Genomic DNA, 21,686 nt, shown 5'->3' with positions numbered 1-21,686 from the left:
CATGCAGGGGGAGATCTCACATGCTGATCGCTCAGCGCCCGTCCCTCCTCGAGGAGTCACTCGAGGAGACCCGGTCCAAGTTCATCATCGAGCCGCTGGAGCCGGGCTTCGGTTACACCATCGGCAACTCTCTGCGGCGCACGCTGCTGTCGTCCATTCCGGGCGCGGCCGTGACCAGCATCCGCATCGAGGGTGTGCTGCACGAGTTCACGACCGTGCCGGGGGTCAAGGAGGATGTCACCGACATCATCCTGAACCTCAAGGACCTGGTCGTCTCCTCCGAGCACGACGAGCCCGTGGTGATGTACCTGCGCAAGCAGGGCCCCGGCGACGTCACCGCCGCCGACATCGCGCCTCCGGCCGGTGTCGAGGTGCACAACCCCGAGCTGCGCATCGCCACGCTGAACGGCAAGGCGAAGCTGGAGATGGAGCTGACCGTCGAGCGCGGCCGCGGCTACGTCTCCGCCGCGCAGAACAAGCAGCCGGGCCAGGAGATCGGCCGCATCCCGATCGACTCCATCTACTCCCCGGTTCTCAAGGTCACCTACAAGGTCGAGGCGACCCGTGTCGAGCAGCGCACCGACTTCGACCGCCTGATCCTGGACGTCGAGACGAAGCCGTGCATGAAGCCCCGCGACGCGGTGGCCTCGGCCGGTAAGACCCTCGTCGAGCTGTTCGGTCTCGCCCGCGAGCTGAACGTCGAGGCCGAGGGCATCGACATCGGCCCGTCGCCGACGGACGCGGCCCTGGCCGCCGACCTGGCGCTGCCGATCGAGGAGCTGAACCTCACGGTTCGTTCCTACAACTGCCTCAAGCGCGAGGGCATCCACACCGTGGGTGAGCTCGTCGCCCGCAGCGAGCAGGACCTCCTCGATATAAGGAATTTCGGTGCGAAGTCCATCGAAGAGGTCAAGCAGAAGCTGCACGAGATGACGCTCGCGCTGAAGGACTCCCCGCCCGGGTTCGACCCCAGCGCGGTGGCCGGCGGCGGCTACGACGACGACGACAATGCGTACGTCGAGACCGAGCAGTACTGAGTTTCGCTGAATAACGGGGATCCACGGATCCCCGGCCCGACCCCGGTACCTCATACGGCCGGGGCGGGTTCACTCTCAAGGAGAACGAAATGCCTCAGCCAGCAAGGGGTGCCCGCCTCGGCGGAAGCCCGGCCCACGAGCGGCTGATCCTGGCGAACCTCGCCACCCAGTTGTTCCAGCACGGTCGGATCAAGACCACGGTCGCCAAGGCCAAGCGCCTGCGTCCGCTGGCGGAGCGGCTGATCACCAAGGCCAAGAAGGGCGACATGCACAACCGTCGCCAGGTCCTGACGATCGTCCGGGACAAGGGTGTCGTCCACCACCTGTTCACCGAGATCGCGCCGACCTTCGCCGAGCGTCCCGGTGGCTACACCCGGATCACCAAGGTCGGCCTCCGTAAGGGCGACGCCGCCCCCATGGCCGTCATCGAGCTGGTGACCGAGCAGCTGAACCCGGTTCGCGTCAGCCAGGCCGCTGCCGAGAAGCCGAAGGCCGAAGAGACCAAGGTCGAAGAGACCAAGGCCGAGGAGACCACCGAGGAGCCGAAGGCTTCCGAGGAGACCGCCGAGGCCGCCGAGGCTCCCGCCGAGGAGACCGAGGCCAAGAAGGACAACGCCTGATCTTTCAGGTCCTGTGAACGGGCCCGGCACCTCCTCTCTGGGAGATGCCGGGCCCGTTTCCGCTTTCCAGGAGGAAAAATCGTGGTACGGCTGCGCCTGGATCTCGCCTATGACGGCACCGACTTCTCCGGCTGGGCGAAGCAGCCCGGACAGCGAACCGTCCAGGGAGAGATCGAGGAGGCGCTCGGCAAGATCTTCCGGCTTCCCGAACCGCCGGCGCTGACGGTGGCCGGGCGGACCGATGCCGGAGTGCACGCGCGGGGCCAGGTCGCCCATGTGGATCTGGACGCCGGCGGATTCGGCGCGCTGGAGAGCCGCCACCGCCGGGGGGCGTCCCCGGCAAGCGCTCCCGCCGAGCCCGGATCGCCGGAGAGCGTCGATGAGCAGCTCTCTGCTCTGGTGAGAAGGCTGGCAGGGGTCCTGCCCTCGGATGTGAGGGTTCGTCGCGTCACGGTGGCTCCTGGGGGCTTTGACGCCCGGTTCTCAGCGATGTCGCGGCGGTACGCCTACCGGATCTCCGATACGCCCGGCGGGGTGGACCCCCTCCGCAGGCGCGAGGTCGCCTGGTACGGCCGTCCCCTCGACGTCGACCGGTTGAACGCGGCCGCCGCCCATCTGCTGGGAGAGCACGACTTCGCGGCCTTTTGCAAGAAACGCGAGGGAGCGACCACGATTCGTGAGTTGCAGCGGCTCGACTGGGTGCGGGAGGAGGGCATCCTCGTCGCGACGGTGGTGGCCGACGCGTTCTGCCACTCGATGGTCCGGGCACTCGTCGGATCGCTGCTACCCGTCGGGGAGGGGCGGCTTCCCGTGGACTGGCCCGGTCAGGTGCTGAAGAGCGTCGTCCGGGATTCCAAGGTGCACGTCGCGCCCGCGCACGGCCTCTGTCTCGAAGAGGTGCTCTATCCGGGAGCGGAGGACCTGGCCCGGCGGGCCGCCGAGACCCGCCGGGTGCGCACGCTCAGTTCCTGACGCGGCGCTCCACGACCTTGGCCGTCTGGTCGCGGAACGCGCTGCTGACCTTGCCCAGGCCCTTCTCCTTCGCGGTCGGCGTGTGGCCGTCGCTGAAGGTGGCGTAACTGAACACGATGTAGCGGCCCCACACCATCCCGGCCGCGTAACCGCCCGCGATGTGCACGCGTTCGGCTCCGCTGCCGGCGTTGCCCGGCAGGCTGCGGAACCACAGGTTGCTGTTGAGGTCTTTGGCCTTGTCGGCCTCGACCGCGGACTCCCGGGTGGGCAGCACCGCGATTCCCGTGGTCACCGCGTATCGCCGTTTGCTGTCCACGTAGGTGGCCCGCAGCACTCGGCGGCATTCCTGGCTGCCCAGCACGCGGGCGAACTTGCCGGCCGCGGCCTTCGGGCAATCTTCGGTGATGTTGGTCTTGACCCGGGTGAACGTCGCCCCCGCCAGGGTCACCTTCTTGGTGAAGGCGTCGGGCACGGTCAGCTTGCCCGGGTCGGTCTTCTCGGAGTCGAGCATCGTGGTGTTGATCGGGTCGGGCTCCGGAACCGGATCCCCGGTGGGATCGATGATCTCGGCGGTGGGGATCGAGCTGGACGCGCTCGTCTGGTTCCTGGAGCTGAACGACTGGTAGGCGAAGAACGCTCCGACGGCGATGCCGACCACCACGACCGAGATCACGGCCACGATCAGCTTGGTACCGCTCCGGCCGGGGGGCGGTTCGGCGGGCGGGGTGACCGGGAGTTCGGCCGTGAGGGCCGAGACCGGGGTGAAGGCGTCGCGTGGGGCCAGGGCGGCGGCTGTGGGAGCCGCCTGGCCGGCCGGTGACACCACCGGAAGGGGCGGGAACAGCGGGGGAAGCATCGGGATGCCGCCGGGAGGGGTCTCCTGCTCCACGTAACCCGAAGGCGGTGCCGGCCTGCCGGAATCGGGAGCGGGGGAGTCGGGCTCGGCCTGGTGACCCGGGGCCTGAGGCGGCGCCGGGGCATAGGTGACCGGGTCGAGGGGCGGCACGGGCACCTGCGGGATCAGCTCCGGCTCGGACGTCGGGGCCTGCGTGACGGGCGCGGGCGCGGGGGACGGGACGGTCATGTCGGTGGGCGAGGCCGAGCCCGAAGCGTAGGGACTCGCCTCGGGCGGCTGGTGGGCGCCCGCCGGGGAAGGTGAGTTCTGGCCCGGGGCGTACGGTCCCGCCTCGGGCGGCTGGGGCGGGCCCGAAGGGTAGGCGCCCGGCGGAGGGGACGGGGTGTACGGTCCCGCCTCGGATGATCGGGACGCACCCGACGGGTAGGCGCCCGGCGGGGTCTGAACGGGGGTGTACGGCCCGGCCTCGGGCGGCTGCGGCCGGCCCGGCTCATGGGGGTCGGGCACGGGGAGTTCGGGTCCGCGGACGTTGACGGTGCCCTCGTCGGGGTCGTCCTGGAAGGCCGCGTCAGGCGGCCAGACGGCGATGTCGCCGGGCTCTCCCGGGCGGGCGACCGTCTCCTCGGGATCGGGCCAGACCGGCTCTCCGGTGGCGGCGGGCCAGTGAGTGTCAGGCCAGACCTGCATCCCCGCGGCGGCGGCGGTGAAGGCCGGCGGCGGCTGCCACGGCGGAGCTCCGGGCACGATCGGCGCCGTGGGCAGAGGTGGGTTCAACGGAACGGCGCCGGAAGGCGTGGTGGGCCCGTCACCGGCCGACGCGCCCGGCCACGACGGAGTGGGGGGTTCGGCGGAAGGCGGGGGGCCGGACCATCCCGGGGAACCGGGCTCCTGGGAGGAGGGGGCGGCCCATGCCGGGGAGCCGGACCACGCCGGACCGGGGGGCTCCTGGTAGGTGGGGGAGCCGGACCGGACCGCGCCGGGGGGCTCCTGGTAGGTGGGGGAGCCGGACCACGCCGCGCCTGGGGGCTCCTGAGGGGCGGGGGAGCCCGACCACGCCGCGCCGGAGGGCTCCCGTGACGCCGGGGGGCCGGGCTGTGGCTCGGGCTGCGGAGAGCCGGGCCAGGGGGCGGGAGGCTCGGGCTCGGGTTCGGGTTCGGCCAGCCAGTCGTAGGGGGCGCCGTCGTCGCCGGGAACCATCCACGGCTGGGCCGCCCCGGGCGCCGGTTCGGGCCACGCCGGGGGGGAATAGGGCTGATCGTCACCTGTGAGATCGGTCCGGGGCACGTGCGGCGAAGACTGGCCGAAACTCGGCGGTGGCGTCGCCGGTGCGGCCGAACCGCCGCCTTCACGTTCGTGCTCGGACCCGGATTCCTGGCCACGCATAGGTCGCAGCCTAGCGATAGCCGGAGATCGTCATGCGTGTATGGGCGTTCTCGGCCGTATCGCCCGCCAGTTTTATGGGGCGAAAATACCGGGGTGGGGTCTTTGTTACGGCCGCTTTCCGGTCAGCGACCGGGATTCGAGGGCCGGCGTCACGGTCGCGTCGGCGGCACCGAAGGCCGCCTGGTTGAGCTTCTTGACCTCGGTCTTCTTCGGCAGGTGCCCGTCCTTGTACTGGAACCAGACCATCACGACGTAGTGCCCGTGCCTCCACTCGCCCACGAACGCCTCACCCGTGCCGAGAAATTTGGTGACCGCGTCTTTGCCGGGCAGCGGCTTGATGTATTCCTCTCGCTCCTTGCCGGTTCCGGCGGAGACGACCGCGGCGGCCCCCTTCGAGGTGCTGAGGTTGGCCACCCCCACGGTGCCGATGATCTTTCCTGAGGCGTCGCGGAAGGAGGCCCGCAGCAACTGGTTGCACTTGCCTCCGGTGAGGGCCTTCTGAAGCTTGCTGCCCACCACGGCGTCGCCGCATTTCTTGTCGGCCCTGCGCGTGGTCATCAGATAGCTCTGTCCACCGATCTTTATCTTCTTGTTCCTGAACACCTCGTTCAGGGTGAGGGTGAGAGGGTCGGTGGTACGGGCGGCGGCGTATCCGAACTTGTCGGCGGGGGCGTCGGGCACCGGTGCGCTGGAGGCCGAGGCCAGGGGGCTCGCCGTATCGGCCGGTGTCGAGGAGTCGGAGTTGGCGAGCATGGCCAGGCCGACGCCTCCGGCGATCAGCAGGGCGAACGCGCCGACCGCGATGAAGATCGGACGACGCGAACGGGGGCCCTCGTCGTAGGGGCTCCACCTCTCCCGTCGCGGCCGTTCCTGGCGTCGCGGCGGCTGCTCCTGCGAAGGCCGCTGCTGCGGCTGCTGTGGAGGCTGTTGCCGCTGCTGAGGCTGGGGCTGCTGCTGGGGCGGCCACGCGCCCTGAGCGGTCGCCGCCTCGGGAGCGCGGCTGTGCGGTGAGGCGTCGAACCAGTGATCGCCCTGCCTGGGCGGCGACGCGTCAGGCTGGTTGTAAGGCTGTCGGCGTGGCGGCTCCCCGGGAAAACCCATGCGCCGAGACTAGCCGTTTTATCGGGGCCGGTTTACTCAGGAGTAGCCGAAATCCTGCGTCCACCACGGCCCGGTCGAACCGTCCACAGCCCCTACTCCGGTGGCGGTGAGCTTGCAGTTGAGGATGTTGCGCCGGTGGCCGCCGGTCGCCATCCAGCTCTGTACCGCGTCTTCGGCCGAGGTGTAGCCGCGGCCGATGTTCTCCGCGCCCCCGTCGCCGTAGCCGGCGCTCTCCATCCGATCCCAGGGCGACCTGCCGTCCGGGGAGTCGTGGGAGAGGGTGCCGCTGGCGGCCATCTCGGCCGAGTGCGCCCTGGCGGACAGGGTCAGGCGCCTGTCGACCCTGAGCGGGGAGCACCCCTGCTTCCTGCGCTCAAGGTTGACGAGCCGGATCGCCTCGTTCTCCATCGCGCTGAGGGCGGGGGTGCCGGGCCGGTCGTCGCCGTTGATGACAGAGGAGAAGCCGCCGTTCGTCGAGCCGTCGATCGTGTTCTCGGGGCTTGGCGTGGGGCGTGGGGAGCGTCGCTCCAGCGGCGCCGTGGGGGCGACGGGGGGACGGGCGACCCGGACGAGAGGCGTGCGACGGTCGCTGGCCCGCCCGGCTCTGCCCTGGCCGGTGCGCACGGCCGTGGGCGTGGCCTCGGTCGTGATCGGCCCGGCGTTTATATAGATCTGGTCGGGAGGCTCCTCGGCGCGGGTGCCCCGGCCCAGGAGGAACCCGGTCAGCAAGACCGTCGTCAGGCACGCGAACAGCCCCATGCGGCGCAGACGGGTCCGCTGGGTATGCCGGGGGTGAGGAAGCTGCCACATACCGCTATCAAAGATAGAGATGTTTGCGGTGGGGAAGAAGAGAATGCCGAGAACGTATCGGAACCGTTCTGTGAGGGCTCGCGGGGGACATCCCCCAGCACTGCCCGGTCACGGGTAGACTGCCAAGGACGCTGGCGCAGAGTCCGTCTTTTGACCCATGCTCATACGCGCCGGTATCCTGCTAGTTCGTTGTGTGCGAATTGGTCTCCGTTGCAGACCGATACGCGGCGCGTCCGGCGTCATCTCCTAAAACTTGGGAGACGGAAGGTCCGGGCTGTCGTGTGCCCGCACCTACCGACCAAGTTGCTGTCACTTCCGACAGCGCCGAAGACGCGAGCAAAGAAGGCATACGACCGTGCGCACGTACACACCCAAGCCTGCCGAAGTCGAGCGTCAGTGGCACATCATCGACGCCACTGACATCGTGCTTGGCCGGCTGGCCAGCCACGTCGCGATCCTGCTTCGCGGTAAGCACAAGCCGACCTTCGCCAACCACGTCGACACCGGTGACTTCGTCGTCATCATCAACGCCGACAAGGTCGCGCTGACCGGTAAGAAGCTCGAGCAGAAGAAGGCGTACCGTCACTCGGGCTACCCCGGCGGTCTGCGTTCCGTCACCTACGGCGAGCTCATGGACAAGCGTCCTGACCGCGCCGTCGAGAAGGCCGTGAAGGGCATGCTGCCCAAGAACGCCCTCGGCCGGAAGATGATCAAGAAGCTCAAGGTCTACGCCGGTTCCGAGCACCCGCACCAGGCGCAGCAGCCTGTGCCCTTCGAGCTCACCCAGATCGCCCAGTAGTCGCTAGCTGCTTGTCGCCAGCAGCGTTGGCCGATGGCCGACGCCGAGTAGGAAAGTTAGAGGAGAACCGTGGCTGAGCCCACCGGTGTCGAGACGCCCGTCGAGGGCGAGCAGGAAGCGTACTCCGCGGAGGAGTTCCCCTCCGAGTACACCTCCGAGTCCACTGCCAGCGGCGAGGCCGCCGTCCGTAAGCCCATCACCACGGGTAACTCGTACGGCACGGGCCGCCGCAAGGAATCCGTAGCCCGCGTGCGCATCGTGCCGGGCACCGGCAAGTGGACGATCAACGGTCGCGCACTTGACAACTATTTCCCGAACAAGGTCCACCAGCAGATCGTCAACGAGCCCTTCGTGGTCCTCGGCGCCGAGGACCAGTTCGACGTCATCGCCCGCATCAACGGTGGCGGCGTCACCGGCCAGGCCGGTGCCCTGCGCATGGGACTCTCCCGCGCGCTGACCCTCCTGGACGTCGAGGTCAACCGCCCGCCGCTGAAGAAGGCAGGCTTCCTGACCCGTGACGCTCGCGCCACCGAGCGCAAGAAGTACGGCCTCAAGAAGGCCCGCAAGGCTCCGCAGTACAGCAAGCGTTAAGTTGGGGCGCCTTTTCGGCACCGACGGGGTACGTGGGGTCGCTGGGCGCGACCTCACGGCCGAGCTCGCCATGGACCTGTCCGTGGCCGCGGCTCATGTCCTCGGCGATGCCGGGGCGTTCCATGCCAGCGTCGGGCGGCGAGGCCGTCCCGTCGCCGTCGTAGGCCGGGACCCGCGAGCTTCAGGAGAATTCCTGGAGGCCGCTGTGGTCGCCGGCCTTGCGTCGTCTGGCGTGGACGTCCTCCGGCTCGGCGTGCTGCCCACCCCGGCGGTCGCCTATCTCACCACCGCTCTCAGAGCCGACATGGGCGTGATGATCTCCGCCTCCCACAATCCCGCCCCGGACAACGGGATCAAGTTCCTCACCCGCGGCGGCTACAAGCTGCCCGACGCGATGGAGAACGAGATCGAGCAGCGGCTCGACGAGAAGTGGGACCGCCCTGTCGGAGCCTCGGTCGGCCGCGTGCGCGAAGCGTACGGCGAGGCCGACCGTTACGTGTCCCACGTGCTGTCCACCGTCACCGGCCGCCTGGACGGCCTGAACGTGGTCCTCGACTGCGCCCACGGCGCCGCCCACATGGTGGCTCCCGAGGCGTTGCTGCGGGCCGGGGCCACGGTCGAGACCATCGGGGCCCGCCCCGACGGGCTCAACATCAACGCCGGAGTCGGCTCCACTCACCTGGACAAACTCCAGCAGATCGTGGTCTCCCGCAACGCGGACGTCGGCATCGCCTACGACGGCGACGCCGATCGTTGCCTGGCGGTCTCACACACCGGCGAGGTGATCGACGGCGACCAGATCATGGCCGTGCTGGCCATGGCCATGCACGCCGAGGGGAAACTGGTCGGTGACACCGTGGTCGCGACGGTCATGTCCAACCTGGGCTTCAAGATCGGGCTCAAGAACGCCGGCATCGACATGATCGAGACCGCCGTGGGCGACCGCTACGTCCTGGAGGCCATGAAGGCGGGCGGATACAACCTCGGTGGCGAGCAGTCCGGCCACGTCCTCATGCTCGACCACGCCACGACCGGAGACGGTCTGCTGACCTCGCTCCATCTGCTGTCGATCGTGGCGCGCGAGGGGAAGTCGCTGGCGGAGCTGGCCTCGGTGATGACCCGACTGCCGCAGATCCTGGTCAACGTCAAGGACGTCGACCGCGACAAGGCCTCGGCTCCCGAACTGTCCGCGGCGGTCGCCGCGGCGGAGGCGGAGCTGGGGGAGACAGGCCGGGTGCTGATCCGGCCGAGCGGCACCGAACCGATGATCCGCGTCATGGTCGAGGCCTCCTCCGCGGAGCAGGCCGAGCAGATGGCGAACCGCCTGGCGGACGTCGTCCGTACGGCCTGTGTTTGAGGCACGGCCCGCGCCTGAAGCGATCACGACCCCTTGCCGGGGGTGTTCACACATCCGGCAAGGGGTCGCTTCTTTTGAGCCCTGGACGGGTTGAGGGCACTTCTCCCCGCCATCTCTGACCGTTCTTCGTCGTGATGCGGTTATCGGCTGTAGTGCCGGCCCGGGCTGAAACTGTATGAAGTATCCGGCATATCCCGCGTCGCCACGCCGTCTCTTCGCGTTGATTGACACTCTCCGTAGTTGATCAGAGACTTTGAGTCGTTACGGCTAGATCTCTCCGGGCTGGCTCCGGTGGCTCCGACGTTCCCCGGCGAATCAAGAAGTCAGCGACTGGATCACCGCGTCGGCGATCTGGAGTCCGGTGACCGCGGTTCACCCTGATCCTCAGGGCGTTCGCAGATCGGGAAGCCGCGAACATCGAGATCGATCGGGGTATTGGCGTGCCTTTCTTCACTGCTGTGTCCGGGCAGGGGACCTGGGTGCCTCGTGTCAGGAGGGGGACCGTCCGGGTCCTCGTCCTGGCCCTGACCTGCTCGGGGCTGACCGGTACGGCGGCCGTGCTGGCGCCTCGTCCCGCGCTGGCGGCGGGCACGGTCGTGTTCGACCAGCCGTTCCACAACAACACGGCCAACGGGGACGGCGCCGTGGTGCTGCCCGCGCTGCCGGCCGGTCAGGGGGGTACGAACGTCGCGTGTCTGAGCGCCTCCGGCAACCCCGGAACCGTCGGCCTGCACAGCTGCACCACCGACCCGGACAGCCCGGGCACCGGCAAACTGCGGCTGACGAACGCGACGACCGGCAGGGTCGGCGGCCTCTTCGGCGCGGTCAGCGTGCCCACCTCGCAGGGCCTCGACGTGACGTTCAACAGTTACCAGTACGGAGGGGGCGGGGCCGACGGCATGAGTTTCGTGCTGGCGGCGGTCGACCCGGCCAACCCCCAGTCTCCGGCCAACATCGGCCAGTCGGGCGGTGCGCTGGGCTACACCTCGTTCTCCGCCCTCCCCGGCCTGGCCTATGGCTACCTCGGCATCGGCCTCGACGTGTACGGAAACTACAGCAACGCCTCCTACCAGGGGAGCACCTGCACGAATCCGGCTTACATCTCGACGACCACCCGGGTGCCCGGCCAGGTCGTCGTGCGCGGCCCGGGTAACGGCACCGTGGGATACTGCGCGATCAACAGCACGGCTACCACGCCGGCCTCCCCAGCTCTCCCCCTGCGGGCGGCCACCCGAACGGGTGTCCCGGTCCAGGTCGGCATCAACCCCACCAACACGGTCCTCACGACCGCCGCCGGCCTGGCGATCCCGGCCAACAGCTACCGGATCCTGGTCACCCTCGTGAGCGGTGTGACCAAGACCCTAACGGGCACACTCCCCACGGTTCCCGCCGGCCTGTATCCGGCGAGCTGGCTGAACGCCAACGGGACGCCCCGGCAACTGGCGTTCGGCTGGGTGGGCTCCACCGGGAGCATCACCGACTTCCATGAGGTCGACGAGGCCAAGGTGGCCACGATCAGCGCGGTCCCCGAGCTGACGGTCTCGCAGACGAGTTACAACGCCGCGACGCTGTCGCCGGGCGATCCGGTGACCTACAGCGTCGTGGCGGGCGTCGCCGCCGGCATCCCGGAGACCTCTCCGATCTCGATGACCCAGACGCTGCCGGTCGGGACGGTGGCCGCGGGGGCGTACGGCACGGGATGGGTCTGCGCCGCGCCTTCGGGGCGGTCTGTGACCTGTACCAACAGCAACGGCCCGTTCCCGGCCGGGGCGACGTTAGCGCCGATCACCGTGGTGGGTATCGTCACCGCGACCGGTGTCACGCCGGCGCTGGTCCAGAGCACGACGGTGGCCACGTCGTCGGCGAGCGACGCCAATCCCGCCTACTCGTCGTCCACGACCGTGGGCACGCTGCCGGCGACGCCCAGTGGCATCAGCCTGAGCTCGACCTCGGGCACAATCGCCGGCGGCAGCACCGTGACCGTGAGCGGGACGAACATCTCCAACGCGACCGCGATCGAGATCGGCTCCACCGCCCAGCAGCAGGCCGGCACCCCGGTCGTCCTGCTGCCGTGTCCCTCCGGGGTCACCACCGGCTGTTTCGTCAACAACGGCAACGGCACCCTGACCATCCCGTCCATGCCCGCCAGATCCACCAGCGGGCTGACCAACGTCACCGTGGTCACCGTGGGTCTCGCCGCGGCGGCGGCCTACACCTATCTCGCCGCTCCCGCGGCGCCCACCGCCCCTACGGCGGTGGCCGGGGTGACCAGCGCGACGGTGACCTGGACGGCGCCGGCCAGCAACGGCAGCGCCATCACCGGCTACGTGGTGACCCCGACCCGCAACGGTGTGGCCCAGACCCCGGTGTCCTTCGACGCCTCGGCCACCAGCCGGACGCTGACCGGGCTGACCGCGAGCGCGTCCTATACCTTCACCGTCGCCGCGGTGAACGCGATCGGCACCGGCTCACCCAGCCCCGCGTCCAACGCGGTCGTCCCCTACGACGTTCCCGGCCGGCCGACCATCACCGCGGCCACCGCCGGGACCTCCTCCGCGACCCTGACCTGGACGGCGCCGGCGAGCAACGGCAGCGCCATCACGAGCTACGTCATCACCCCCTACATCGGCGGCGTCGCGCAGGCCACCCAGACGTTCGCCGGCACCGCGACCACCCAGACCGCCACCGGCCTGACCCCGGGGACCTCGTACACGTTCACCGTGACCGCCGTGAACGCGGCGGGCCCCGGCCAGCCGTCCCTGCCCTCGACCACCGTCGTGCCCAATTCCTCGCCGACCCTGCCCTTCCCGGCGCCTCCGGCCGGTGAGGTGGGAGCGCCCTACAGCGTCGCGCTAACCGTGAGCGGGGGTACCGCGCCGTACGTGTGGTCGGTCAGCGCGGGCAGCCTGCCGCCGGGTCTCACCCTGAACACCTCCACCGGTGTGCTGTCGGGCACCCCCACCTCGGCGGGCAGCTACCCCTTCACCGTGCGCGTGACGGACGCCAGCAACGTGAGTGCCACCAAGCCGGTCACCCTGGTCATCGTGCCGCCGCCGACGCTGACGTTCCCCGCACCGCCGGACGGTGAGGTGGGGGTGCCCTACAGCATCCCGCTGACCGTGAGCGGGGGGACCGCGCCGTTCGTGTGGTCGGTCACCGCGGGTAGCCTGCCGCCCGGTCTCACGCTGAACACCTCCACCGGCCAGCTCTCCGGCACCCCGACCACTGGGGGTACCTTCTCCTTCACCGTCAGGGTGGTCGACGCCCAGAACCAGAGCACGACCAGGACGGTCAGCCTGCTGATCGTGCCGCCGCCGACGTTCACGTTCCCCGCGGTCCCGAGCGGTCGGACGGGAGTCGCCTACAGCTTCCCGCTGACCGTGAGCGGGGGGACCGCGCCGTTCGTGTGGTCGGTCACCGCGGGTAGCCTGCCGCCCGGTCTCACGCTGAACACCTCCACCGGCCTGGTGTCGGGCACCCCGACGACGACGGGCAGCTATCCGGTCACAGTCCGGGTGACCGACGTCGACGGCCATTTCGACGCCAGGCCGGTGACGTTCGTCATCACACCCGGCCCGCTGGTCATGGTCAAGACAGCCGACACCTCGTCGGCGGGCCCGGGTAACACGGTCAACTACACGATCACCGTCAACAACACCGGGTCGAGCGCCTTCACCGGCGTGACGATGAACGACCCGCTGGCGGACGTCCTCGACGACGCGACGTACAACGGGAACGCGGCCGCCACCGGCGGCTCGGTGTCCTTCGCCGGCCAGACCGTGAGCTGGACCGGGAACGTGGCGGCCGGCGCGACCGTGACCATCACCTACTCGGTCACGGTGAACAACCCCGACGCCGGCAACAAGGTGCTGGCCAACGCGGTGACCTCGCCGACGGTCGGCAGCACCTGCCCGGCCGGCGGCAGCGATCCGCGTTGCACCGCGACGGTGACCGTCTCCGGGCTGTCCATCGTCAAGGTCGCCGACGCCGCGACGACGACGCCCGGCGGGACGGTCCGCTTCACCGTCACGGCCACGAACAACGGTCAGACCCCGTACACCGGGGCGACGTTCACCGACTCGCTGGCCGGCCTGCTCGACGACGCCGTCTACCAGGCCGACGCCGTCGCGACGAGCGGCAGCGTGTCGTACACCAGCCCCAACCTGACCTGGACCGGAAACCTCGCGGTCGGTGCGAGTGCGACCATCACCTACTCGGTCACGGTGAGGAACCCTGACACCGGGGACAGGGCCATCTCCAACACGATCTCCTCGACCACTCCCGGCAGCACCTGCCCACCGGGAAACCCCGGCGCGCAGTGCACCGCCACCGTCACGGTCCTGATCCCCGCCCTGGTGATCACCAGTAGCGCGGACGTGGCCACCACGACACCCGGCTCGACCGTGAACTACACGGTCACGGCCTCCAACACCGGCCAGACGGCCTACACGGGGACCGGCTTCATCTTCTCTCTCGCGGGAACACTCGACGACGCCACGTACAACGGCAACGCCGTCGCGACGTCCGGCAGCGTAATCCTCAATCCCGACGGCACCCTCACATGGACCGGCAACCTGCCCATCGGCGCGTCGGTCACCGTCACCGGCTCGGTCACGGTGAACAACCCCGACACCGGCGACCGGGTGCTGACGACCTCCGTCACGTCCGACGCGGCGGGCAACACCTGCCCGGTGGGCAACCAGGCCCCCGCGTGCCTCACCAATGTCCCGGTCCTGATCCCCGGCCTGACGATCGCCAAGGTGGCCGACGCGTCGACCACGACCCCCGGGTCGGTCGTTCACTACACGGTCGCGGTCACCAACTCGGGGCAGACGCCGTATACCGGGGCGACGTTCGCCGACGCGCTGGCCGGGGTGCTGGACGACGCGACCTACAACGCGGACGCCACCGCGACCAGCGGCTCGGTCGGCTTCGCCGGCTCCACACTGACCTGGGCCGGTGACCTCGCGGTCGCCGCGACCGCCACGATCACCTACTCGGTCACGGTGAAGAATCCCGACACCGGGAACAAAGTGCTCTCGAACACGGTCTCCTCGTCCACCGTCGGCAGCAACTGCCCCACAGGGGGTAGCGATGCCCGGTGCGCCGACAGCGTGGCGGTCCTCGTTCCGCAGCTGACGATCACCGACGAGACCGACGTGTCCACCACGGTCCCGGGGGGCGTCGTCACCTACACGCTCACATTGGCCAACACCGGGCAGACCCCCTACGTGAACACCAGTGCCACGTTCACCATCGCGGGCTTCCTCGATGACGCGACCTACAACGGCGACATCGTGACCAGCTCGGGCAGTATCGGAGTGACCCCGGAGGGCGCGCTGCTGTGGACGGGGGACATCGCGGTGGGCGCGACGGTCACCATCGTCGGTTCGGTCACCGTCAACGACCCCGACACCGGGGACAAGGCTCTGAGCACCTCCATCACGTCTCCCGCGCCGGGCAGCACCTGTCCGGTCATCGGTGCGACGTTGCCCGGCTGTTTCAACGTCGTCACGGTCCTGGTCCCGGCGCTGACCCTGGACATCGCCGCCGACACCCAGACCGCCACGCCCGGCTCGACCGTGAACTACACGGTCACGGCCACCAACACCGGGCAGACCGCCTACACCGGCGCCCAGGTGACCGATCTGCTGGCCCAGGTCCTCACCGACGCGGCCTACAACGGCGACGCGACCGCGACCAGCGGCACGGTCTCCTTCACCAGCCCCAACCTGACGTGGACCGGTGATCTGGCGATCGGCGCGAGCGCGACGATCACCTACTCGGTGACCGTCCTCGACCCCGATCCCGGTGACAAGTTGATGGTCAACACGCTGGTGTCGAGCACGCCCGGCAACACCTGCCCGGCCGGGGGCACCGACGTCCGGTGCGCCGTGACGGTGGCCGTTCTGGTGCCGGCGCTGACCGTCGCCAAGACCGCGAACGTCACCACGACGACGCTCGGATCGACCGTCGGCTACACGGTCACCGTCACCAACTCCGGTGGTACGCCGTACATCGGTGCCACCCTCGCCGACGCGCTGGCCGGGGTGCTGGACGACGCGGTCTACAACGCGAACGCCACCGCGACCAGCGGCACGGTCGGCTTCGCCGGCTCCACCCTGACCTGGACCGGCAACCTGGCGGTCGGGGCGAGTGCGACGATCACCTATACGGTCACCGTGCGCAATCCCGATCCGGGAGACGCCCTGCTCTCCAACACCGTCGTCTCGTCCACCAGGGGGAGTAACTGCCCGGCCGGGAGCCTCGATCCCCGGTGCTCCGTCTCGGTGCCGGTGGCGCGCCTCGTGCTGGAGCAGAGCTACACCCAGGCCGGTGCGACCCCCGGCTCGACGATCACGCTCAACGCCACGTTCACCAACACCGGGCAGACCGCCTACAGGGGAATCAGCGTCTTCAGTGCCAGCGCCGGCACCGTCGACGACGCCATCCCCAACGGCGACCAGACCGCCAGCTCGGGCACGCTCGTCCTTGATGCCACGGGCATCACCTGGACCGGGAACATCCCCGTCGGGGGCGTCGTCACCATCACCGGCACCCTGACGCTCAAGAACCCGCCCACCGGCAACCGGATCGTCACCGGCACCCTGGTCTCAACGGCCAGGGGTAACAACTGCCCATCGGGAGGCTCGGATCCCCGCTGCACTGCCAGCCTTGCCGTGCTGGTCCCCGGCCTGACGATCGTCAAAACCGCCGACACCGCCGCCACGGTCCAGGGAGGCACCGTCGGCTACACGGTCACGGTCACCAACTCGGGGCAGGCGCCGTACACCGGTGCGACGTTCACCGACCCGCTGGCGGGCGTGCTGGACGACGCGGCCTACAACGGCGACGCGACGGCCACGACCGGCACGGTCGGTTTCGCCGGGACGGACCTGACCTGGACCGGAAATCTGGCGGTCGGGGCGAGCGCGACGATCGCCTACACGGTCACCGTCGGCGATCCCGTCGCCGGGGACAGGTTCATGATCAACACGGTCTCCTCATCCACCGCCGGCAGCAACTGCGCCCCGGCGAGCGGTAACCAGCAGTGCACCAGCAACGTGATCGTGCTCGTACCGGCGCTGACGATCACCAAGACCGCCGATCTCGAGGTGGCGGTTCCCGGAAGCACGATCACCTACACGATCACCGCCGCCAACACCGGGCAGCTCCCCTACACGGGGGCGACGTTCACCGACGCGCTGGCGGGCGTGCTGGACGACGCGGCCTACAACGCCGACGCGACGGCCACGACCGGCACGGTCGGTTTCGCCGGGACGGACCTGACCTGGACCGGAAATCTGGCGGTTGGCGCGAGCGCGACCATCACCTACACGGTCACCATCAACAACCCGGCGACCGGCGACCTGAACCTGGTGAACGCGATCACCTCCGCCACCCCCGCCAACAACTGTCCAACCGGTGGGACCGACACCCGCTGCGGCGTCAGGGTCCAGGTCGTCGAGGCCACCACGCTGACGTTCGACAAGGACGTGAACACCGAACCGGTCGCGCCGGGCGAGACGATCATCTACACCGTCACGATCAGCAACAGCGGACTGACCCCGTACGTCGGCGCGACGTTCACCGACTCGCTGGCCGGGCTGTTGGACGATGCCACCTACAACGGCGACGCCGCGGCCGGAACGGGCACCGTCACCTACACCGAACCCGACCTGACCTGGACCGGGACCGTCCCGGCCGAGGGATCGACCACGGTCACCTACTCGGTGACGGCGAAGCCCGTGGGCTCCGGGAACGGGATCCTCTCCAACACCCTGGTGTCGGACTCGGCAGACGGCAACTGCGCCGTCGGGAGCACCGACTCACGCTGCTCCGACATGGTGACCTTGGCGGCACTGGAGATCCTGGCCTTCGCCGACGCGGAGACCGTCACACCGGGCGAGGTCGTGCGCTTCACCACCTTCATCGACAACACGGGGCAGACGGCGTACAACGGGATCACCGTCCTCCTCAACGGGAGCGGCATCTTCGACGACGCCGTCCCCAACGGAGACCAGATCGCCACCTCCGGGTCGCTGTCGCTGGGCGCGACCGCGCTGACGTGGACCGGGGACATCCCCGTGGGCGGCAGCGTCGTGGTGACCGGCACGTTCACGGTGAACAATCCCGACCTGGGCGACAGGGTGATGACCAGTGCCGTGTCCTCTTCGGCGCCGGGCAGCAGCTGCCCCGTGGCGACCGACCCCGGCTGCTCCGTCTCCGTCTCCGTGCTGATCCCCGCTCTGACGATCACCAAGGTCGCCGACAGGTCCGCGGTGGTTCCGGGAGGGGTGGTGGCCTACACGGTCACGATCGCCAACACCGGCCAGACCCCGTATACCGGCGCCACCGTCACGGACTCGCTCGCCGGGGTGCTGGACGAGGCGACCTACAACGGGAACGCGAGCGCCACGACCGGCACGGTCGGCCTCGCCGGTCAGACCCTGACCTGGACCGGCAATCTGGCGGTCGGGGCGACCGCGACCGTCACCTACTCGGTCACCGCCGGAGGCACCAGCTCGGCCGGCAAGCTCCTGATCAACTCGGCCTCCTCCACGGATGTGGGCAGCACCTGCCTGCCCGCCAGCGGCAGCGCGGCGTGCAGTGCGAGTGTCGTCATCCTCACCCCGGTCCTGAGGATCGTGAAGACCGCCGGCAGCGCCTCGGTCACACCCGGCGGAACGGTCGCCTACACGATCACGGCCACCAACACCGGCCAGGTGCCCTTCGCCGCGGCGAACTTCACCGACGCGCTGGCCGGGGTGCTGGACGACGCCACCTACAACGGCGACGCGAGCGCCACGCGGGGAACGGTCACCTTCGGCAGCCAGGCCATCACCTGGACCGGCGCCCTCAGCCCCGGCCAGGCGGCCATCATCACCTACAGCATCACGGTCAACACGCCGAGCACCGGTGACCAGCGGCTGGACAACGCCGTCACCTCCACCACCCCGGGCACCACCTGTCCGGTCGGCGGCACCGACACCCGCTGTTCCCGTGAGGTCCTGATCTCCAGGATCACGATCACGAACTCGGCGGACGTCGCCACGACCATTCCGACCGGAGTGGTGCACTACACGGTCACGATCGCGAACACCGGGCAGACACCGTACATCACCGCCGCCGTGGACGACCTGCTCGCCGGAGTGGTGGACGACGCGGTCTACAACGGCGACGGGACGGCCTCGGCGGGCCAGTTCACCTTCGTTCCCGGGAGCGGAGAGTTGATGTGGCAGGGCGCCCTCGCGGTCGGCCAGACCGTCACCGTCACCTTCTCGGTGACCGTGCGGAACCCGGACCCGGGGAACCAGGTCCTGAGCTCCGTCGTGACCTCGGCCACCCCGGGGACCAACTGTCCCGTCGGGAGCACCGACCCGGCCTGCACGTCGTCCGTGACCGTGCTGACTCCCGTTCTGGATATCTCCAAGGTCGCGGACAGGGCCACGGTCACCCCCGGTGGCACCATCACCTACACGATCACTGTCGCCAACACCGGCGAGACCCCGTACACCGGGGCATCCGTGACCGACCAGCTCGACGCGGTGATCACGGATGCCGTCTACAACGGTGACGCGACCGCCACGAGCGGCACGGTCACCTTCACCAGCCCCGACCTGACCTGGACCGGTGACCTCGCCGTCGGCGCCAGTGCCACGATCACCTACTCGGTCACCGTTCGCGATCCCGACCCCGGCGACAAGCAGATCGCCAACGGACTCTTCTCCAACACGCTGGGCAGCACCTGCCCGTCCAGCAGATCCACCCCGGCGTGCACGACGCTCGTCACCGTGCTCGTCCCCGCCCTGTCCGTCACGAAGGTCGCGGACACCGTCACCACCACGCCAGGCTCCACGGTCGGTTACACGATCACCGTCGCGAACACCGGCCAGACCCCGTACACCGGGGCGACCGTCGTCGACGCGCTCGCGGCCGTGCTGGACGACGCGACCTTCAACGGCGACGCGACCGCCACGAGCGGCACGGTCGTCTTCACCAGCCCCAACCTGACCTGGACCGGCGATCTCGCGGTCGGTGCGAGCGCCACGGTCACGTACTCGGTCACCGTGCGCGCCCCCGATCCCGGCGACAAGGCCATGACCAACAGCGTGGCCTCGTCCGTGCCGGGCAGCACCTGCCCGGTGGGCGGCGGCGGTCCCGCCTGCACCTCGACGGTGACCGTTCTGATCCCCGGACTGGCGATCTCCACCACGGCGGACACGGCGACCACGACCCCCGATGGCACCGTACGGTTCACGATCACGATCGCGAACACCGGCCAGACCCCGTACACCGGGGCGACCGTCGTCGACGCGCTCGCGGCCGTGCTGGACGACGCGACCTACAACGGAGACGCGACCGCCACCACCGGCGGCGTCGGGTTCGCCGGGTCCGACCTGACCTGGACCGGCAGCCTCGCGACCGGGGCGACCGCGACCGTCGCCTTCACGGTGACGGTCAACAACCCCATCACCGGGGACAAGACCATGACCAGTGTCGTCGCCTCGTCCGCGCCGGGCAGCACCTGCCCGGTGGGTGGCGGCGGTCCCGCCTGCACCGCGACCGTCACCGTCCTGATCCCCGCCCTGAGCATCACCCAGACAGCCGATGTTGCGACCACGACCCCCGGAAGCACGGTCGTCTACACGATCGCGCTCACCAACACCGGGCAGACGGCCTACGCCGCGGCCACCGTCGTCTCCGCGCTCGACGGGCTGTTCTCGGACACGATCTACAACGGCGACGCGACCGCCACCACCGGCACCCTCGACTACACGGCGCCGAAGCTGACCTGGACCGGCGCCCTCGCCATCGGCGCGAGTGCCACGATCACCTACTCCGTCACGGTGAAGGACCCCGACCCCGGTGACAAGACCCTGACCAGCAATGTGACCTCGCCGACCCCGGGCAACACCTGCCCGGTGGGCGGCACCGACCCGGCCTGCGAGACGTTCGTGCGGGTCCTCGTGCCGGCGCTGACGATCACGAAGGCCGCCGACACCGCCGTCGCCGTCGCCGGTAACGCCGTGCACTACACGGTGACGATCGCCAACACCGGAGAGACCGTCTACACCGGTGCCACGGTCACCGACGCGCTGGCCGGTGTGCTCGACGACGCCGTCTACCAGAACGACGCGACCGCCTCCACCGGGACCGTCGCCTACGCCGCGCCGGTGCTGACCTGGACCGGCGATCTCGCGGTCGGTGAGATCGCCACGGTCACCTACTCGGTGGCCGTCACCTATCCCGCCTCAGGCGACCGTGTCATGGACAACGCCGTCACCTCCGCCGAGCCCGGCTCCACCTGCCCTGCCCCGGGGACCGATCCCGGCTGCGCCGCGACCGTCACCATCATCGTCCCGGCACTGACCGTCACCATGACCTCGGACACCAACGGCGCCGTCGTCGCGGGCGGCACCGTCAACTACACGATCGTGGCCACCAACACCGGTGAGGCTCCCTATGCCGCGGCGGCGCTCAGCGCCCTGCTGGCGGGAGTGCTCGACAACGCCGCGTACAACGCGGACGCGGCCGCCTCCAGCGGCGCTCTCACCTTCGCGGGCACCACCCTGGGCTGGACGGGTGCGCTGCCCGTGAACGCGACCACGGTCATCACCTTCAGCGTCACCGCCAACAACCCGATCACCGGGGACGGGGTCCTCGACGCCCGGGTCACCTCGGCGTCGACCGGCAGCACCTGTCCCGTGGGCGGCACCGACCCCGGCTGCTTCAGCTCGATCACCGTGACGCCCACGAGCATCGCCCTGACGGACCTGATCACCGAGTTCACGCTGGTGGGCATGCCGGACACGACCGTGCGCGGCACGGAGGCGGTGACGATGACCGTCACCACGAACAGCGTCAACGGCTACACCGTCACCGCGCGGGCGACCTCTCCCGAACTCGTCCCCGCGACTCCCGGCGTGCTCGACCGCATCCCGGTCGAAAACCTGCGCGTCCGCGCGAGCGGCACGTCGACCTTCTCGCCCCTCTCCGCGACGATCCCGGTGCTCGTCCACCAGCAGTCCGGACCGTCGGCGCCCGGCGGGGACGCCATCAGCAACGACTACGAGGTGGACATTCCCTTTGTCGCGGCCGGTCGCTACTCCACGACGATCGAGTACGTCGCGATGACCCCGTGACCTGCCGTCTCCCA

10 protein-coding genes are annotated in these 21,686 nt (G+C 69.6%); 7 read left to right on the top strand and 3 right to left on the bottom strand.

Going from position 1 to position 21,686, the window contains the following annotated elements:
• The first annotated feature begins 20 nt into the window (after window positions 1-20).
• The 3 genes from J2853_RS29220 (at window position 21) to truA (ending at window position 2,629) form a co-directional block, all read left to right on the top strand.
• The gene (locus J2853_RS29220; protein ID WP_307563531.1) at window positions 21-1,037 is read left to right on the top strand and encodes a DNA-directed RNA polymerase subunit alpha; all 1,017 of its coding nucleotides are present in this window, start codon (window positions 21-23) and stop codon (window positions 1,035-1,037) included.
• A gap of 89 nt (window positions 1,038-1,126) precedes the next feature.
• Window positions 1,127-1,657: a 50S ribosomal protein L17 gene (gene rplQ / locus J2853_RS29215; RefSeq protein ID WP_307563529.1), complete on the top strand. Its 531-nt coding sequence runs from the start codon at window positions 1,127-1,129 to the stop codon at window positions 1,655-1,657.
• An 81-nt stretch (window positions 1,658-1,738) separates the two neighbouring features.
• The gene (truA, locus tag J2853_RS29210) at window positions 1,739-2,629 is read left to right on the top strand and encodes a tRNA pseudouridine(38-40) synthase TruA (RefSeq protein WP_307563527.1); all 891 of its coding nucleotides are present in this window, start codon (window positions 1,739-1,741) and stop codon (window positions 2,627-2,629) included.
• On the opposite strand, the gene J2853_RS29205 is transcribed toward truA, so the two are convergent.
• The 3 genes from J2853_RS29205 to J2853_RS29195 form a co-directional block, all read right to left on the bottom strand.
• Entirely contained in the window at window positions 2,619-4,868 is a 2,250-nt protein-coding gene (locus J2853_RS29205) for a hypothetical protein (RefSeq protein ID WP_307563525.1), read from the bottom strand. The genes truA and J2853_RS29205 overlap by 11 nt on opposite strands.
• Window positions 4,869-4,973: 105 nt before the next feature.
• Window positions 4,974-5,969 carry a hypothetical protein gene (locus tag J2853_RS29200; protein WP_307563523.1) on the bottom strand — a complete coding sequence of 332 codons (996 nt, stop codon included), beginning with the start codon at window positions 5,967-5,969 and terminating at the stop codon, window positions 4,974-4,976.
• Window positions 5,970-6,005: 36 nt separating this feature from the next.
• Window positions 6,006-6,779, bottom strand: coding sequence for a CAP domain-containing protein (locus tag J2853_RS29195; protein ID WP_307563521.1), 774 nt, complete (start codon window positions 6,777-6,779; stop codon window positions 6,006-6,008).
• A 355-nt stretch (window positions 6,780-7,134) separates the two neighbouring features.
• Between J2853_RS29195 and rplM the strand changes: the two genes are divergently transcribed.
• The 4 genes from rplM (at window position 7,135) to J2853_RS29175 (ending at window position 21,672) form a co-directional block, all read left to right on the top strand.
• The gene (gene rplM / locus J2853_RS29190; RefSeq protein WP_307563520.1) at window positions 7,135-7,578 is read left to right on the top strand and encodes a 50S ribosomal protein L13; all 444 of its coding nucleotides are present in this window, start codon (window positions 7,135-7,137) and stop codon (window positions 7,576-7,578) included.
• 69 nt (window positions 7,579-7,647) lie between these two features.
• Window positions 7,648-8,169, top strand: a complete 522-nt coding sequence (gene rpsI / locus J2853_RS29185; RefSeq protein ID WP_307563518.1) for a 30S ribosomal protein S9 — start codon at window positions 7,648-7,650, stop codon at window positions 8,167-8,169.
• 1 nt (window position 8,170) lies between these two features.
• Window positions 8,171-9,526, top strand: coding sequence for a phosphoglucosamine mutase (gene glmM / locus J2853_RS29180; RefSeq protein WP_307563516.1), 1,356 nt, complete (start codon window positions 8,171-8,173; stop codon window positions 9,524-9,526).
• Window positions 9,527-10,005: 479 nt separating this feature from the next.
• Complete coding sequence (locus tag J2853_RS29175; protein WP_307563514.1) at window positions 10,006-21,672, top strand: beta strand repeat-containing protein; 11,667 nt, start codon at window positions 10,006-10,008, stop codon at window positions 21,670-21,672.
• Window positions 21,673-21,686 lie beyond the last annotated feature (14 nt).

Source organism: Streptosporangium lutulentum, assembly GCF_030811455.1.
Lineage (GTDB): Bacteria > Actinomycetota > Actinomycetes > Streptosporangiales > Streptosporangiaceae > Streptosporangium > Streptosporangium lutulentum.
This window is presented reverse-complemented; position numbering and strand designations above follow the sequence as displayed.